This window comes from Burkholderia metallica, from assembly GCF_902832845.1.
Taxonomy (GTDB): domain Bacteria; phylum Pseudomonadota; class Gammaproteobacteria; order Burkholderiales; family Burkholderiaceae; genus Burkholderia; species Burkholderia metallica.
Window position 1 is genome coordinate 1,135,168 of record NZ_CADFDB010000001.1, and the last position, 15,718, is coordinate 1,150,885.

The window sequence follows — 15,718 nt, forward strand, 5'->3', positions numbered from 1 at the left end:
ATAACGGCCATTCGATACCGATATCCGGCCATGTCCGATCCTCTGCTGCCCGCCCGCTTCGTCACGTCCGACGACGGCCCGTTCGTCGTCGCGGCCGTCATGTCGCAGCGCGACCCGCGCGTGACGCCGCCCCACTCGCATGCGCGCGGCCAGCTCGTCGGCGCGCTGAGCGGGCTCGTGACGATCGGTCTCGACGGCGAGGACTGGGTCGTGCCGGCGATCCATGCAATCTGGATTCCGCCGCATTGCCGGCATTCATTGCGCTCGTTCGGGCCGATTGCCGGCTGGTCGGCGTTCGTCGCCGAAGCGCGCTGCGCGTCGCTGCCGGCGACCCCGCGCGCGATCCGCACGACGCCGCTGCTGCGCGAGGCCGTGCAGCGCGCGGCGAGCTGGGACGGTTCGGACCTGGATGCCGCGCAAACGCGGATCGCCGACGTGATCCTCGATGAAATCGCGTCGTCGGAGGTCGAGGCACTGGGGCTGGTGCGGCCCCGGGATCCGCGGCTCGTCAGGATTACCGACGCGCTTGCCGCGGATCTCGCGGACAACCGGCGGCTGGAGGAGTGGGCCGAATGGGCCGGCATCAGCGCGCGGACGATGAGCCGCCGCTTCGTCGCGGAGACGGGGCTGACCTTCGCGCAGTGGCGTCAGCAGGCCAGGTTGCTGCGGGCGCTGGAGCGAATCGCCGACGGCGTGCCGGTGACAACGATCGCGCTCGATCTCGGGTACGACAATGTGAGCGCGTTCATCGACATGTTCCGCCGTGCGCTGGGGACGACGCCGGGGAGGTATATGGAGACCGGTCGATTCGAGCTACTCAAGAATGAGCACCAATGAACACTGCCTCCTGTCAAGTCAGCCTGAATCACGTCGCAGAATATAGCCATGCTGTCGCTGCAATCGGAACTCTATACAATTTTTTCGCGGCACAAGCAGGTCGGGACGCGTGAAAATTTCCAATTTGATCGCGGCATCGAAGTAATCGTCGCGCAGGCTGTCCACGAAAAAATATCAACCATGGTCAAAGCAATCACCAACCTGAACTCTTCTAGCGGCAAGGGCTTCACTTACGAACATCGCGTTGCAGCTGTCTATGCGTCTGCATTGCTATGTGAACAGAGTGCTCATGGCCTCGAAGGGAAAATTGTGAGCCGAGTTGCGTTGCAGCGCAAAGCGGTGGACGAACCGATGGATGACGTCATTGTCGATGCGGTGGCTCGAAATGCAGATATCTATCGACTTAGCCTGCAGGTCAAGCAATCTCTCACTATAACGAGCGCTCCCAGCAATACAGACTTCAGAGAAGTCATTGAAGCGGCATATTTGACGATAACATCTCAAGGATTCGATCGTGGCTTGCACCGGGTAGGTGTCGTAACTGGGAAATTCACATCAGCCGAAGCTCTGCCTGCGTTTTCCGCACTCTGCAGTGCGGCAGCGCATCAAAGTGCCTCATCGTTCACGCGCTATTACGGCACAAACGGCGGAATTCCGATCGTCACAAACAAGGTCGTTCGTGATCAATACGATTCCGTCACGCAAATCATTGCACCTCTTGTTGCGTCAGGCGACATTGCAGAACAAACTCATCGCCTGCTGTCGTCTTTCGTCCCAATCGAGATGCGGCTCGGAAGCCCCGGGGCATCCGATGAATTGTATGCGGAGCAGATGATCCGCAATTTCCTTCCCGAGCACGAAAAGGCTCTTGCTGGTTCAGTATGGAGATGTGTGCTCGACATTGTAGATCTAGGGACATCGCTAAGTGCCGAACTGGATCGGGAAAAGATCATCGCTGGACTGGACGGTCAGTTCGAAATTCCAAGTGCTCGCCAGACTAATGCATCTCCCTCGCCTTCGAAATGGTGGAAACCGCGCCGACGATTGGTTGCACTAGGCGTGTTCGCGTCTCTATTTGTGGCAGTCGGTACCTGGGGGCTCTCAAAATCCGAACGTGAATCTACCAACGCACAACCCTTGATCCCGGTGCCGGGGCGCTCCATGATCGATCGTTCGATCAACCTCGCCAAGATGGAGGGTGCTACGTCCACCGACGCTAGCAATGAATTCGTAATCGCGATTCCTTTCGCACGTCCGAGTTTGCCCCGCGGATCAACAATGCCGGAAGGGGCAAACGTCGTAGCACTATCGAACGCGTCACCCCTTCGCGTTGATAATCAGGATATCGTTTTCGGTGCCGGTCGATGCCGAATGCTTGGAACAGTCGAATGGCCAGATCAATCCATACTGCAGGGAGAAGCAACGATCCAGGGCCTCTCTTGCGTGATGGAAAACGGGGATTCCTACAGCCTCGGCCGAGAAAATACATCCCCCATCGGGTTCGTCACTGAGGCCGGAACGCCGGCTAACAGAACACTGTCGTTAATCGACGACGACAAGACTGTCACACTCCCACCCAATCACCGGTACATGGTGCGGTTCTTTGAACCGGTCCGAGCTTTGACCTTCACCGGTAAATCGGCAATCACTTGGTGAAACACAGGTCCCCGTGGCTCACCGGCATCTTGTAGCGGCCCACTCGCCAACTTCAACAACGCTCCCTTGATGCCGGAAACACCAAAATGGTATTCATAAACGCCACATCGACTCAGTAGACACCACCACTCGTTGACCGTGTCTCAGACTTCCCCTTGAACTGCGCGGCCAACCGCTCCGCACTCCTCGCCAGCAGCGTCGTATCGACACCGACCGCGACGAACAACGCCCCCGCTTCCAGATAGCGCCGCGCGGCCGCTTCATCCGCGCTCAGGATGCCCGGCGCCTTGCCGGCTGCCTTGATCGCGCGGATCGCCCCGTCGATCGCGGCCTGCACGTCCGGATGCCCCGGATTGCCGAGATGCCCGAGATCGGCCGCGAGATCCGCGGGCCCGATGAACACGCCGTCGACGCCGTCGACCCGCGCAATCGCATCGATCGCATCGAGCCCCGCACGCGTCTCGACCTGCACGAGCACGGCCATCTCGTCGTTCGCACGATGCAGATAATCGCCGACGCGATTCCACCGCGACGCACGCGCCAGCGCACTGCCCACGCCGCGCATCCCGTGCGGCGGATAACGCGTCGCCGCCACCGCCGCGCGCGCTTCGTCCGCGCTCTGCACCATCGGAACGAGCAACGTCTGCGCGCCGAGATCGAGCACCTGCTTGACGATCACCGGATCATTCCACGGCACGCGCACGACCGGCTGCGACGAATACGGCGCGATCGCCTGCAGTTGCGCCAGGATCGTCGGCACCGTGTTCGGCGCATGCTCGCCGTCGATCAGCAGCCAGTCGAAACCGGCACCCGCGACCACTTCGGCGCTGTACGGATTCGCGAGCCCGAGCCACAGCCCGATCTGCGCGTCGCCGCGTGCAAGTGCGGCCTTGAAGACATTCGAAGGAATCTGCATCGCTCGCTCACCTCACGCGAAGTAGCACTGGATCGTCCCGAGCGGACCGTAGTCGACGCTGAACGTATCGCCCGGCCGCGCCGCGCACGGCCGCGTGAACGAGCCGCCGAGCACGATCTGCCCCGGCTCCAGCGCGACGTCGAAGCGCGCGAGCCGATTGGCAAGCCACGCGACGCCGTTCGCCGGATGGTTCAGCACCCCGGCCGCCACCCCGGTTTCCTCGACCACGCCATTGCGCGACATGATCGCCGCGACCCACCGCAGATCGACGTCCTGCGGCTTCACCGGCCGCCCGCCGATCACGACGCCCGCGTTCGCCGCGTTGTCGGCGATCGTGTCGAACACCTTGCGCGGCCGCTTCGTGTCGGGGTCGATCGACTGGCTGCGCGCATCGATAATCTCGAGCGCCGGCACGACGTAGTCGACCGCGTCGTACACGTCGAAGATCGTGCAGTCCGGGCCGGTCAGCCGCTTGCCGAGCACGAACGCGAGTTCGACCTCGACGCGCGGCACGATGAAACGGCTGGCGGGAATCGTGCCGCCGTCGGCGAAGAACATGTCGTCGAGCAGCGCGCCGTAGTCGGGCTCGTCGATCTGCGACGTGTTCTGCATCGCCTTCGACGTGAGGCCGATCTTGTGGCCCTTCAGCGTGCGGCCTTCGGCGAGCTTGAGGGCCACCCACGCGCGCTGGATCGCATACGCGTCGTCGATCGTGATGTCGGGATGGTCGAGCGAGATCTGGCGAATCTGCTGGCGCTCGCGCTCGGCGTCGTGAAGACGCTGCGCGAGCTGGTCGATGAGGGCGGGTTCGAGCATGGTCGGATCGGGAATGGGGTTCAGCCTGCCCGCTTGTAGCGGGCATGGATGTTGTTGTGCTTGTACGAGCCGCTTTCGCTGAACTCGGTCAATTCCATCGACAGCGCGAGGTAGCGTTTCGCGTACAGCTCGGCGAAATGCGCCTTCAGCGCATCGAACAGCGCGTCGCACGCGGCCTTTTTCTGCTCGTCGGTGCGGCCCGAACCGATCTTGAGCGTCACGTGGACGAACGCGTCGTCCTCCGTACCGTCGGCCACGCAGTAATCCTGCAGTTCGATCGCGCGCGAGCGGATGCCGCCCGTCGGGAACACGCCGCCCTGCGCGATCAGCGTCGCGTTGATCGTGCGCAGCAGCGCGGGAATGCGGGCGTCGTCGCGGATGTTCGCGGTGTATTCAACGACGATATGCGGCATGTCGGGTCTCCTGTCGAATGGGTGGCGAAGTGCTCAGGACAACGGAAAGATCGCATTGATCTGCCCGGTGCCCGAACTCGCGAAATAGTCGGTCACGATCTCGACGGGTTTGTCGTAGCGATCCCAGCCGAGCAGGCCGAGCAGCATCGCGGTGTCGTGCATCCCGCCTTCGCCGTGGCAATGCGTGTTGTACTCGGGCAGCATCGCGCAGAACGTCCTGAAATCGCCCTGCTTCCACAGCTCGACCACGCGCAGGTCGACCTGCCGGAAGAATTCGCGGCTGATCTGGTGAATCGATTCCTCGGGGCTGCCGTTGTCGTTGAAGCGGTGCGACAGCGAGCCGCTCGCGAGAAACGCGACGTTCGAATCGCTGTTCTCGATCGCTTCCAGCAGCGCCTCGCCGAAGCGCCGGCTTTCGTCGAGCTGATGCCACATGCACCAGCCGGCGATCGACACGACCTTGAAGTGCTGGTCGCCGTTCATGTAGCGCATCGGCACGAGCGTGCCGTATTCGAGTTCGAGGCTGTCGATCTCGTGCGCGCGCGTCGCGATCCCGCGCCCGCTGGCCGTCTCGGCGATCAGCCGGCCGAGCGCCGGGTTGCCCGGATACGCGTACTGCATGTCGCGAATGAAATGCGGCAGCTCGTTGCTCGTGTACGTGCCCGAGAACCGCGCGTTGCAGTTCACGTGATAGCCGGCATTGACGAGCCAGTGCACGTCCGACACGACGATCGTGTCGACGCCGAGCGCGCGGCAGCGCTCGCCGATCAGTCGATGGCCGCGGATTGCCGCTTCGCGGCAGCCGTGATGCTTGCCGGGCATTTCCGACAGGTACATCGACGGCACGTGCGTGATTTTCGCGGCGAGGGACAGTTTCCCCATCGTTCAAGTCTCCTGTCGGCCGGAGTTAGCGCTTTAGCGGTTACTCCGGCCCCATGCTTCGCGGTCGGCCGGAGTTAGCGCTTTAGCGGTTACTCCGGCCCCATGCTTCGCGGTCGACTGGAGTTAGCGCTTTAGCTATTATTCCAGCCCCTTGCGTGGCCGGCGTGCCGACCAGGGAATCATTTCGTGCTGCCGGGCGCGTCGCGCCCGTTACACGCCCCAGCGCGGAATGTGGTGCGATCCCATCGAGATGCACACGTTCTTGATCTCGGCGAACACCTCGAAACTGTATTCGCCGCCCTCGCGTCCGGTGCCCGATTCCTTCACGCCGCCGAACGGCTGGCGCAGGTCGCGCACGTTCTGGCTGTTCACGAACACCATGCCCGCTTCGATGCCGCGCGCGAGGCGATGCACCTTGCCGACGTCCTGCGTCCAGATGTACGACGCGAGGCCGTACGACGTGGCGTTCGCGAGCCGCAGCCCTTCCTCCTCGTCCTCGAACGGGATCAGGCACGCGACCGGCCCGAAGATTTCTTCCTGCGCGACACGCATCCGGTTGTCGACGTCGGCCAGCACGGTCGGCCGCACGAAGTTGCCGTTGCGCAGATGGTCGGGCAGGCCCGCCGGCTTGTCCGCGCCGCCCGCGACCACGCGCGCGCCTTCCTGCTCGCCGATGCGGATGTAGCCCGTCACCTTCTCCCAGTGCTGGCGCGTGATCATCGCGCCGAGGTTCGTGGCCGGATCGGACGGATCGCCGACCACCAGGTTGTTCGCGCGGCGCGCGAATTCCTGCACGAAGCGATCGTAAATCGTGCGCTGCACGAAGATCCGCGAGCCCGCGGTGCAGCGTTCGCCGTTGATCGAGAAGATCGTGAACAGCGACGCGTCGAGCGCGCGGTCGAAATCGGCGTCGTCGAAGATCAGCACCGGCGACTTGCCGCCGAGTTCCATCGAATACTTCTTGAGACCGGCGCGTTCCATGATCCGCTTGCCGGTGACCGTACCGCCGGTGAACGACACCGCACGCACGTCGGGGTGGCGCACCAGCGCGTCGCCGGCGGTCGCGCCGTAGCCCTGCACGACGTTGAGCACGCCCGGCGGAATGCCGGCTTCGAGCGCGAGGCGTCCGAGCTGGTCGGCCGTCAGCGGCGACAGCTCCGACATCTTCAGCACGGCGGTGTTGCCGAGCGCGAGGCACGGCGCGGTCTTCCACGTCGCGGTCATGAACGGCACGTTCCATGGCGACACCAGCGCACACACGCCGACCGGCTGGTACAGCGTGTAGTTCAGCATCTGGTCGTCGACCGGATAGGTGCGGCCGTTCATCTGCACGCATACTTCCGCGAAGAAGTTGAAGTTCTCGGACGCGCGCGGAATCAGCTGCTTGCTCGTCTGCGCGATCGGCAGGCCGGTGTCCTGCGTCTCGAGCGCCGCGAGCATCGGCACGTTCTTCTCGATCAGCTCGCCGAGCTTGCGCATCAGCTTCGCGCGTTCCTTCGCGGGCGTGTTCGCCCATTTCGGGAACGCTTCCTTCGCCGCGCGCACGGCCGCGTCGACTTCGGCCTCTCCGCCCGAGGCGACGTCGGTGATCACGTCGCCCGTCGCGGGATTCAGCGTCGTGAACGTCTCGCGGCTCTCGACTTCGCGGCCGTCGATCCAGTGCTTGATGGTCATGCTCTCTCCTTGGGCGACGGGCTCAGCCGGCGCGATAGTAGTCTGCATCGCCGACGATCGTGTTCACGAGCCGGCCGATGCCTTCGATTTCGGTCACGACCTCGTCGCCCGGCTTCGTGTCCGCCAGCCCCTCGGGCGTGCCGGTCAGGATCAGGTCGCCCGGCGAGAGCGTCATGAAGCCGCTGATGTGCTCGATCAGCGCCGGCACGTCGAAGATCATGTCGCGCGTGCTGCCGCGCTGCGTCTCCTGGCCGTTCACCGTCGTGCGCAGCGTCAGGTCGCCCGCGTCGCCGATCTCGTCGCGGCTGACGAACCACGGCCCGAGCGGCGTGCAGGTGTCGCGGTTCTTCACGCGCAGGTTCGGCCGGTAGTAGTTCTCGAGATAGTCGCGAATCGCATAGTCGTTCGCGACCGTGTAGCCGGCCACATAGTCGAGCGCCTGCGCGCGGCTCACGTTGCGCGCGGGCCGGCCGATCACGACCGCCAGCTCGCACTCGTAGTGCATGTGGGTGGCATCCGCCGGGCGCACGGTGCGCGACCGGTGGCCGACGAACGTGTTCGGCCCTTTCAGGAAGATCAGCGGTTCGCTCGGCGCGTTGAACGCGAGTTCCTTCGCGTGGTCCGCGTAGTTCAGGCCGAGCGCGAACGTCGTGCGCGGCGCGACGGGCGGCAGCCAGATCACAGCGTCTTCGGCAACGACGCTTCCCGTATCGAGGCGGATCGCGCCGTCGGCGGCCGGTTCGGCTGCATGCAGTGCGCCGTTGTAGATCACGCGCGCCGTCTTCATCGTGCTTCCTCCGCCATCAGCGTGTGCCGCAACGTGCCGATGCCGGCGGCGGCGATCTCGATCGTGCTGCCCGCGCGGGCGCGCGGTGCGCCGCCCGCGACACCGAGCAGCAGCACGTCGCCGGCGTCGAACGACATGAAGGCCGACACGTCCGCGATCAGCTCGCGCACCGGGCGGATCAGCGTGGCAGTCGACGCGGATGCCGCGGTTTCGCCGTCGATCCGCACGCTCAGGCCGATCGCGTCGACGTCGCCGAGCGCGGCGGCCGGCACGATGACGGGGCCCAGCGGGCAGAAGCCGTCGCGGCACTTGAAGCGCACGGCCGGACGGTAGTAATCGGGATGCGGCACCGACACGTCGCTCGCGAGCGTGAAGCCGTGAAGGTAGTCGAGCGCCTGCGCGGCCGGCACGCGCGTCGCGCGCCGCGCGAACACGACGGCCACCGATGCGCCGATTTCCAGCGCATCGACACCGGCCGGCACGACGACGGCCGCACCGTCGGCCGCATGCGTGTTGGCCGGCTTGATATACAGGATCGGCGCCTGCGGCGGACGGCCGTAAGGCGGTGCATTCACGGCCTCGCCGAGCGCGTCGAGCGCGTGGCGCTCGTTGAGCAGCGCCCCGTAGACGGTACCGATGGCGACCGGCAACGGCGGCGCCGCGGCGGTCGTGCAAGACAGCTCCATGCGTCATTCCCCTGCCGCGCGTCGCGGCGCATCGTCAATACTTAACATCTTAAGTAAACAATCGGACGCTGACAACCTCGATTACCCTGATAAGCGAAATTCACTACCGGCGGCTGTTAAGATTGATGCGTCCCCGTCCACTATCCACCCCGATGAACCGTACGCTCGACCATCGCAACCTGGCCATGCTGCTGCTCGAGGCCCGCGAAACGCTGATGGGTCTGTTTCGCCCCATTCTCAAGGAATTCGCGCTGACCGAACAGCAATGGCGGATCATCCGCGTGCTCGACGGCGAACCGGCGCAGGCGCTCGAAGCGGGACAGATCGCACGGCGCTGCTGCATCCTGAGCCCGAGCCTCACGGGCGTGCTGGAGCGGATGGAGCGCGACGGCCTGATCACCCGCACGCGCGCGCAGGAAGATCAGCGCCGGCTGCTGGTCGGCCTGACGCCGCAAAGCAGGAAACTGGTCACGGAAATCGGCCCGCGAATCGACGAGCAGTACCGGCAGCTCGAATCGCGGTTCGGCCAGGACGGCCTCGAAGACATCTATCGCGCGCTCGACCGGCTCATCGAGCTCGGCGGCAACCCGTGAGGACGGCGCCCGCTCCCGCCGGCGGCGGAAACGGGCGCCGGTGCAACGCGGGCGGTCAGTGCAACGCGCCGCGCATCAGTTCGGTCACGGCCACGCCGCGCGACGTGCGCATGCATTCCTCGACGTAATCGATGAACGGCAACGGCTCGAAATCGATTTCGTCGCGCACGCGGCGGTTGTCGAACACGCGATCGACCGTCGCGAATTCCCCGCAGCGCTGCAACGCCCGGCCGATCACGCGCTCGAGCGCCGGATCGGTCCGCCCGAGCACGTCGCGCACCACGAGCGGCAGTTCGGCCGGCGCGCACGCCGCGTAGCGCGGCGCGCCCGTCATCCCCGCCGCCTCGTCCATCGCGCGCACGATCTGCGCGACCTGCGGCGCCTCGTCGCCGGCCGACACGTGATACAGGTCGTGCGCGAGCGTCGGCTTGACCGCCAGCAGCATCGTCGCGCGCGCCACGTCGTCCACCGACACGATGTCGATGCGCGTCATCGGCCGCGCGGTGAAACGTCGCGCGGCATGCGCAAGCCGGAACATCCAGAACGAATTCGGCGCGGGCCGCGTCCCGAGCACCGTGTGGCCGACCACGTGCGACGGCCGCACGACGACGAGCGGCAGCCCGAGCGCACGCAGGCGCTGCTCGGTCTGCGCCTTCGCGCGCAGGTAGTCCGCCGCGAGCACGGCGCCCGGCAGGCCTTCGTCGTGGTGCGCCGTGTCGTTCGCCGTATCGCCCATCGCCTCTTCCTGCACGATGCCGCCGCGGCCCGCATGCGCGTACGCGGTGCCGACGTACACGAAGCGCTGCAGGCGCGGCGCCCGTGCGAAACGCTCGGCGAAGCGCACCGCATCGGCGATGTCGGCCCGCAGGTGCGCACCGTCGGCCGGCGATGCATGGCCGGCGCAGTGAATCACGTGCGTCGCATCCGCGAGGCGCGGCGCGTCGGCGCCTTGCCACACGTCGCCGAGCGCGCCGACGATCACGTTCGCGTCCGTCAGGCGCGACGCCCAGTACGGCGCCAGCCCCGCACGCAACGCCGCTTCGCGAAGCCGCGCGACGGCGTGGCCGCGATCCTGCGCACGCACGACGCAGACGATGCGCTCGAGCAGCCCCGCATTGACGAGCGCCGTCAGCACGGTACTGCCGATGAAGCCGGTTGCGCCGGTCAGCACCAGCCGTCCGACGTTCGCCGCCGCGACCGGTGCGCTGGCCGGCGACACGAGGCTCGTGCGCCAGTTGAGCGACAACGCGGTTTTCCAGATCAGCACGATAGTCTCCTTCGAAGAGTCGGCCGGGCGGCGTGGCGCCCGCGGTTGCGGGCCGCGCACGGCACAGCGGCCGGGCCGGGGCCTGACGCGCGCCCCGGCGGTCCCGATCGGGCGTGCGGCCCGCGATCGCGTCGATCGCGTCTCTGGCACGAGTCGGCGGCAGCCGCCGGGGACGGGCGTCCGCGGCACTGGATCGGGAGGATGCCAGTGTGGGGCCCGACCGCACGCAAGTCTGTCCCGAAAGTTTCGTGAAAGTGTGCCGATTTGTATGCGATTGTCTGAGTCTGTCGTGCCGACATGCTGTCAAGACGCAGCAACATCCGGTCGGGCCGCCTCGCGACCGCACTGCCCGGCCGGACCGGTTTCGCGACCGGGCGCACGCGACAGATCGACGCGCCCCGCGGCCCTGTCATCCCATGTCTCGAAGATCGGCCGGCATCCCGCGGTGCCGCGATCCTCCGCGACGCCCGTGTTGACGGACGCTGCCGGAATAACCATGCATCGTCAGACGTCATTCCATCTGAAACCGCAATCCATTCAATACGAATCCATTGCGGTTTATCACTTGCGTTTCACACCAGTCTATCTAGACTGTTCAAGTCAAAACGCTCGAATGCATCATTTTTCAGGAGACGATCACAATGCGCCTCACCATTCGTATTAATGGCAGCGAATCGGCAACCCGGCATTCCTTCGCGGTCCTGTGGGTCGATACCGACGAGGGGCTGTGGTCGCGCGAGGCACATCAGGGCATCGATCTTCCGGCCTGGGGCAAGGTCCGCGATGTCGAAGGCGCGATGGCGCTGTGCGCGGCCGATGGCGGGAATGCCGTGTGCCAGCTGAAGGGGCTGTCGTTCGGCGCGACGCAGCGCGAACAGGGCCCGGCCGTGCTCGCCGGCGATCACCCCGGCGCGTGGCGGCTGCAGGCCGTCGATCGCTGCACGACGCAGCCGGAATATCGGGAATTCATCTCCGTCGCCCGATAGGAATTACCGATCCCATTCGTCTGCGGTTTTCGGTTTATTCCGGTTTCAGCGATATTCATTTCGATATTCAGAATTAATGGCGCCCCTTCGAGGGCGCTTTTCATTTCCCCGATTAAAGAAATAATCGCCGGCCGGGCAATTGATCGTGTGCCGTGGCGGTCGGCATCGGTCTTCTCCGGATAGCGATCCCCGGATCGACGGCAAGCGTATCGCGCGGCGTTCTCCCGATGCTGCGTCGATGAAATGCCGTTTCGCAGCCCCTTCCTTCCCCCTGTTCCGCCCTTTTCCCGCTACCCGACAGCCGCTTTTCACGGGGCCGGAACATACTTTCCCCACACGATGTTTACTCATTTATTACAATCGCATTATTCAGACTCACTCGCCGCCCCTCGGCGGCCCGACCCGGCCATTGCATGAGCGTGAAAAAGAAGACCCACCCCGCCGATCCGTACGCGGCCGCGACCAAGAACCCGATGCTCGCGGCGCGCCTGCCGATGTGGCGCTCGAAGCTGATCGTGATCGTCGTGTTCCTTGCGTTCGCCGCGCTGATCGGCCGCGCGTTCTGGGTGCAGGTCGCGAACAAGGAGTTCTACGTCGGACAGGGCCAGAAACGCTACCAGCGCACGATCGAGCTCGATGCGACGCGCGGGCGCATCGTCGACCGCAACGGCGCGATGCTCGCGGTCAGCCTGTCGACCTATGAAATCTGGGCGAATCCGAAGCAGGTTGCCGATACCGACTACCCGCAGATCTCGAAGCTGCTCGACATCCCGCTCGCCGAGGTCAAGCGGCGTCTCGGCAACGACAAGTCGTTCGTGCTGCTCAAGCGGCAGGTCGACGCGGACACCGCGGGCAAGCTCGACAAGCTCGCGATCGACGGCATCACGCAGATCGCCGATTCGAAACGCTTCTACCCGGAAGGCGAATCGGCCGCGCACGTGGTCGGTTTCACGAACATCGAGGACAAGGGGCAGGAAGGCGTCGAGCTCGCGGCGAATGCGCGCCTGGTGGGTACGTCCGGCCAGCGCGAGGTGATCCGCGACCGGCTCGGCCGCATCGTGTCGGACACGCGCCCGCTCGTGCCCGCGCAGCACGGCGCGACGATCGAACTGACGATCGACCGCCGCATCCAGCAGCTCGCGTTCAGCCAGCTCAAGGCGGCCGTGATCGAAAACAACGCGGTAGCCGGCAGCGTCGTGGTGCTCGACGCGCAGAACGGCGAGATTCTCGCGCTGGCGAACTACCCGACCTTCGACCCGAACGACCGTGCGCGCCTCACCGGCCAGCAGTTGCGCAACCGCGCGGTGATCGACACGTTCGAACCGGGCTCGACGATCAAGCCGCTCGTCGTCGCGCTATCGATCGACGAGCGCAAGGTCACGCCGAACACGATCATCAACACGTCGCCGGGCACCTACAAGATCGGGCCGGCCGTGATTCACGACACGTCGAACCACGGGTCGCTGACGGTGTCGCAGGCGCTGCAGAAGTCGAGCAACGTCGCGCTCGCGAAGCTCGCGTTGAACCTGCCCGCCGAAACGATCTGGAACAAGTACCAGGAATACGGGATCGGCCGCGCGCCGGAACTGACGTTCCCGGGCGTCGCATCGGGCCGGCTGCGCGGCTACAAGCGCTGGCGTCCGATCGAGCAGGCGACGATGGCGTACGGCTACGGGCTGTCGATGTCGCTGCTGCAGATCGCGCAGACCTACACGGCCTATGCGGGCGACGGCACGCTGCACCCGGTGTCGCTGCTGAAGAACGGCACCGACCAGCAGACGATCGACGCGCATCGCGGCCATCGCGTGACGTCGCCGCAAACGGCCGCGTCGATCCGCTCGATGCTCGAGATGGCGGTCGGCGAAGGCGGCACGGGGCGCCGCGCGCGCGTCGACGGCTACCGGATCGGCGGCAAGACGGGCACCGCGCGCAAGCAGGTCGGCGCCTCCTATGCGAAGGGCAAGTACCGCGCGCTGTTCGCCGGGATGGCGCCGATGAGCAACCCGCGCCTGATCGTCGCGGTGATGATCGACGAGCCGCGCGGCAAGGGCTACTACGGCGGCACGGTGGCAGGCCCGGTGTTCGCGTCGGTCACGAGCGGCTCGCTGCAGTTGCTCGGCGTGCCGCCCGATGCGCCGGTCGAATCCGAGAAGACGCCGCCGGTGAAGGGCACTGCGCCGCAAAAGACGGTGGCGGCGCCGAAAGCGGCGGCGACGCAGGCACGGACGGCTGCCGCGCCGAAAGCCGCTGCTCCACTGAAGACGGCTGCGCCGTCGAAAGCGTCGGCGCAGGCGAATACGGCGGCAGGGTAATCGACTCAGCCCGCGCACCCTTTCGTCGGGCGCGCGGGTGGCGCTACGACGGACGTGTCACCTCCATCCGCGGCGGCGCCCCGTCAATGCGCGGCCGCGACCGGTTTCGTCATCCTGCCGAGCACGTGCTCGGTCATCCCGCGCGCGAGTTCGGTCTCGCCCATGAACACGGTGCCGATGCCTTCGTTCGACAAGAGCGCCGCCTCGTCGCCGCTGTTCGTGCACAGCACGACCTCGAGCGTCGGGTTGAGCGTGCGCGAAATCTCGACGATCTGCCGCACGTCGAACACGTCGGGCAGCGTGACGACCAGCATCCCGGCGCGCGCGATATGCGCCTGCACGAGCACGATCGGCTCGATCGCGTCGCCCGACACGGCCGCGACGCCTTCCCCGCGCAGCTTCTCGACGAGTTCGCGATTCTGCTCGACGACGACGTACGCGATCCCGCGCTCGTCCAGCGCATGCGCGATGCGCGTGCCGACCTTGCCGTAGCCGACGATCACGACCTGCCCGGTGAGGTGCGTTTGAGGCGTCGACATCGGCAACGCGGCGAGCGGATCGTCGCGCGCCTCGAGCTTGCGCGCGAACGCCGAATGCTTGCGGATCCATGCGAGCGCCGGATCGACCATCGCGAACAGCAGCGTGTTCATCGCGATCGAGATCAGCGCGACCGCCAGAATCAGGCTCTGCCCTTCGGCCGACAGCAGCCCGAGCGCGCGACCGAGGCCCGCGAGGATGAACGAGAATTCGCCGATCTGCGCGAGACCCGCGCCGACCGTCAGCGCGGTATTGAGCGGATAACGGAACGCGATCACGAGCGCGACCGCCGCGAGCGTCTTGCCGATCACGACGATCGCCGCGACCTCGATCACGTGCAGCGGCTCCGCGAGCAGGATCTTCGGGTCGAACAGCATGCCGACCGAAATGAAGAACAGCACCGAGAACGCATCGCGCAGCGGCAGCGTTTCGTCGGCCGCGCGCCGGCTGAATTCCGACTCGCGCATCATCATCCCGGCGAAGAACGCGCCGAGCGCGAACGACACGTCGAACAGCTTCGCCGCGCCGAACGCGATGCCGACCGCCGCCGCGATCATGCACAGCGTGAACAGCTCGCGCGAGCCCGTGCGCGCGACGAGCCACAGAATGCGCGGAAACACGCGCTTGCCGACCACCAGCATCAACGCGATGAACGCCGCGACCTTCAGCATCGTGACGCCGAGCGTGCCCCACACGCTGCCGCCGGCCGCGTGCGGGTCGCCGGGCGGCGTGCCGCCGAGCAGCCCCGCGACGGGCGGCAGCAGCACCAGCACGAGCACCATCACGAGATCCTCGACGACGAGCCAGCCGACCGCGATACGCCCGTTGACCGTCTCGACGAGCCCGCGCCCCTCGAGCGCGCGCAGCAGCACGACCGTACTCGCAACCGACAGCGCGAGCCCGAACACGAGCGCCGCACCGACGCTCCAGCCCCAGGTGAGCGCGAGCCCGCCGCCGAGCAGCGTGGCCACCGTGATCTGGACGATCGCGCCCGGCAGCGCGATCTTGCGTACCGCGAGCAGATCGCCGAGCGAGAAATGCAGGCCGACGCCGAACATCAGCAGCATCACGCCGACTTCCGCGAGTTGCTGGGCGAGCGACAGGTCGCCGACGAAACCGGGCGTGCCGGGGCCGATCACGATCCCGGCGAGCAGATAGCCGACGAGCGGCGGCATTTTCAGCAGCGACGCGAAATAACCGAAAACCATCGCGAGACCGAAACCGGCCGCGAGCAACGCAATCAGGCTGACGTCATGAGGCATCCCCCCTCCCGAGTTCTTGTAACTATTTAGTAAGGTTCAAGAACGAAAGGATAAGGGATGAGACGGAAAAATGGCGCGACGCGGCGAAAAATTC

General features: G+C 65.8%; 14 protein-coding genes. 5 read left to right on the forward strand and 9 right to left on the reverse strand.

The genetic code is table 11. The annotated features are described in order from the left end of the window. The first annotated feature begins 30 nt into the window (after window positions 1-30). Complete coding sequence (locus tag HWX08_RS05005) at window positions 31-837, forward strand: AraC family transcriptional regulator (RefSeq protein ID WP_069259775.1); 807 nt, start codon at window positions 31-33, stop codon at window positions 835-837. A 48-nt stretch (window positions 838-885) separates the two neighbouring features. Then, window positions 886-2,493: a hypothetical protein gene (locus HWX08_RS05010; protein WP_157126861.1), complete on the forward strand. Its 1,608-nt coding sequence runs from the start codon at window positions 886-888 to the stop codon at window positions 2,491-2,493. Window positions 2,494-2,605: 112 nt separating this feature from the next. Here HWX08_RS05010 and hpaI read toward each other — a convergent pair whose 3' ends face one another. From hpaI to HWX08_RS05045, 7 genes are all read right to left on the reverse strand, one after another. Beyond that, complete coding sequence (hpaI, locus tag HWX08_RS05015) at window positions 2,606-3,409, reverse strand: 4-hydroxy-2-oxoheptanedioate aldolase (RefSeq protein ID WP_069259774.1); 804 nt, start codon at window positions 3,407-3,409, stop codon at window positions 2,606-2,608. A gap of 12 nt (window positions 3,410-3,421) precedes the next feature. After that, complete coding sequence (hpaH, locus tag HWX08_RS05020) at window positions 3,422-4,225, reverse strand: 2-oxo-hept-4-ene-1,7-dioate hydratase (RefSeq protein ID WP_069259773.1); 804 nt, start codon at window positions 4,223-4,225, stop codon at window positions 3,422-3,424. A 20-nt stretch (window positions 4,226-4,245) separates the two neighbouring features. Further along, window positions 4,246-4,638 (reverse strand): 5-carboxymethyl-2-hydroxymuconate Delta-isomerase, encoded by a 393-nt coding sequence (locus HWX08_RS05025; protein ID WP_107312721.1) that lies wholly within the window; start codon window positions 4,636-4,638, stop codon window positions 4,246-4,248. A 33-nt stretch (window positions 4,639-4,671) separates the two neighbouring features. After that, window positions 4,672-5,520: a 3,4-dihydroxyphenylacetate 2,3-dioxygenase gene (gene hpaD / locus HWX08_RS05030; RefSeq protein ID WP_069259771.1), complete on the reverse strand. Its 849-nt coding sequence runs from the start codon at window positions 5,518-5,520 to the stop codon at window positions 4,672-4,674. A 210-nt stretch (window positions 5,521-5,730) separates the two neighbouring features. Continuing rightward, a complete protein-coding gene (hpaE, locus tag HWX08_RS05035) occupies window positions 5,731-7,194 on the reverse strand; it encodes a 5-carboxymethyl-2-hydroxymuconate semialdehyde dehydrogenase (RefSeq protein WP_174921728.1) in 1,464 nt (487 codons plus the stop codon). Window positions 7,195-7,216: 22 nt separating this feature from the next. Continuing rightward, the gene (locus HWX08_RS05040; protein WP_174921727.1) at window positions 7,217-7,981 is read right to left on the reverse strand and encodes a fumarylacetoacetate hydrolase family protein; all 765 of its coding nucleotides are present in this window, start codon (window positions 7,979-7,981) and stop codon (window positions 7,217-7,219) included. After that, entirely contained in the window at window positions 7,978-8,667 is a 690-nt protein-coding gene (locus tag HWX08_RS05045) for a fumarylacetoacetate hydrolase family protein (RefSeq protein ID WP_174921726.1), read from the reverse strand. The genes HWX08_RS05040 and HWX08_RS05045 overlap by 4 nt, the downstream gene beginning before the upstream one ends. Window positions 8,668-8,819: 152 nt before the next feature. Here HWX08_RS05045 and hpaR point away from each other — a divergent pair, with 152 nt between their 5' ends. Next, on the forward strand, window positions 8,820-9,260 hold the full coding sequence (gene hpaR / locus HWX08_RS05050; protein WP_069259767.1) for a homoprotocatechuate degradation operon regulator HpaR: 441 nt from the start codon (window positions 8,820-8,822) through the stop codon (window positions 9,258-9,260). 55 nt (window positions 9,261-9,315) lie between these two features. Here hpaR and HWX08_RS05055 read toward each other — a convergent pair whose 3' ends face one another. Continuing rightward, complete coding sequence (locus tag HWX08_RS05055) at window positions 9,316-10,527, reverse strand: SDR family oxidoreductase (RefSeq protein WP_174921725.1); 1,212 nt, start codon at window positions 10,525-10,527, stop codon at window positions 9,316-9,318. A 641-nt stretch (window positions 10,528-11,168) separates the two neighbouring features. Here HWX08_RS05055 and HWX08_RS05060 point away from each other — a divergent pair. Both HWX08_RS05060 and HWX08_RS05065 read left to right on the forward strand, forming a co-directional pair. After that, window positions 11,169-11,513, forward strand: a complete 345-nt coding sequence (locus HWX08_RS05060) for a DUF3564 family protein (protein WP_069259765.1) — start codon at window positions 11,169-11,171, stop codon at window positions 11,511-11,513. A gap of 413 nt (window positions 11,514-11,926) precedes the next feature. Further along, entirely contained in the window at window positions 11,927-13,825 is a 1,899-nt protein-coding gene (locus HWX08_RS05065; protein WP_174921724.1) for a peptidoglycan D,D-transpeptidase FtsI family protein, read from the forward strand. Between the two features lie 83 nt (window positions 13,826-13,908). On the opposite strand, the gene HWX08_RS05070 is transcribed toward HWX08_RS05065, so the two are convergent. Continuing rightward, entirely contained in the window at window positions 13,909-15,624 is a 1,716-nt protein-coding gene (locus HWX08_RS05070) for a cation:proton antiporter domain-containing protein (protein ID WP_174921723.1), read from the reverse strand. Window positions 15,625-15,718 lie beyond the last annotated feature (94 nt).

Coding starts and splice junctions, on each gene's coding strand:
- HWX08_RS05005 (WP_069259775.1), top strand. CDS start 31: ATGTCCGATCCTCTGCTGCCCGCCCGCTTCGTCACGTCCGACGACGGC.
- HWX08_RS05010 (WP_157126861.1), top strand. CDS start 886: ATGCTGTCGCTGCAATCGGAACTCTATACAATTTTTTCGCGGCACAAG.
- hpaI (WP_069259774.1), bottom strand. CDS start 3,409: ATGCAGATTCCTTCGAATGTCTTCAAGGCCGCACTTGCACGCGGCGAC.
- hpaH (WP_069259773.1), bottom strand. CDS start 4,225: ATGCTCGAACCCGCCCTCATCGACCAGCTCGCGCAGCGTCTTCACGAC.
- HWX08_RS05025 (WP_107312721.1), bottom strand. CDS start 4,638: ATGCCGCATATCGTCGTTGAATACACCGCGAACATCCGCGACGACGCC.
- hpaD (WP_069259771.1), bottom strand. CDS start 5,520: ATGGGGAAACTGTCCCTCGCCGCGAAAATCACGCACGTGCCGTCGATG.
- hpaE (WP_174921728.1), bottom strand. CDS start 7,194: ATGACCATCAAGCACTGGATCGACGGCCGCGAAGTCGAGAGCCGCGAG.
- HWX08_RS05040 (WP_174921727.1), bottom strand. CDS start 7,981: ATGAAGACGGCGCGCGTGATCTACAACGGCGCACTGCATGCAGCCGAA.
- HWX08_RS05045 (WP_174921726.1), bottom strand. CDS start 8,667: ATGGAGCTGTCTTGCACGACCGCCGCGGCGCCGCCGTTGCCGGTCGCC.
- hpaR (WP_069259767.1), top strand. CDS start 8,820: ATGAACCGTACGCTCGACCATCGCAACCTGGCCATGCTGCTGCTCGAG.
- HWX08_RS05060 (WP_069259765.1), top strand. CDS start 11,169: ATGCGCCTCACCATTCGTATTAATGGCAGCGAATCGGCAACCCGGCAT.
- HWX08_RS05065 (WP_174921724.1), top strand. CDS start 11,927: ATGAGCGTGAAAAAGAAGACCCACCCCGCCGATCCGTACGCGGCCGCG.
- HWX08_RS05070 (WP_174921723.1), bottom strand. CDS start 15,624: ATGCCTCATGACGTCAGCCTGATTGCGTTGCTCGCGGCCGGTTTCGGT.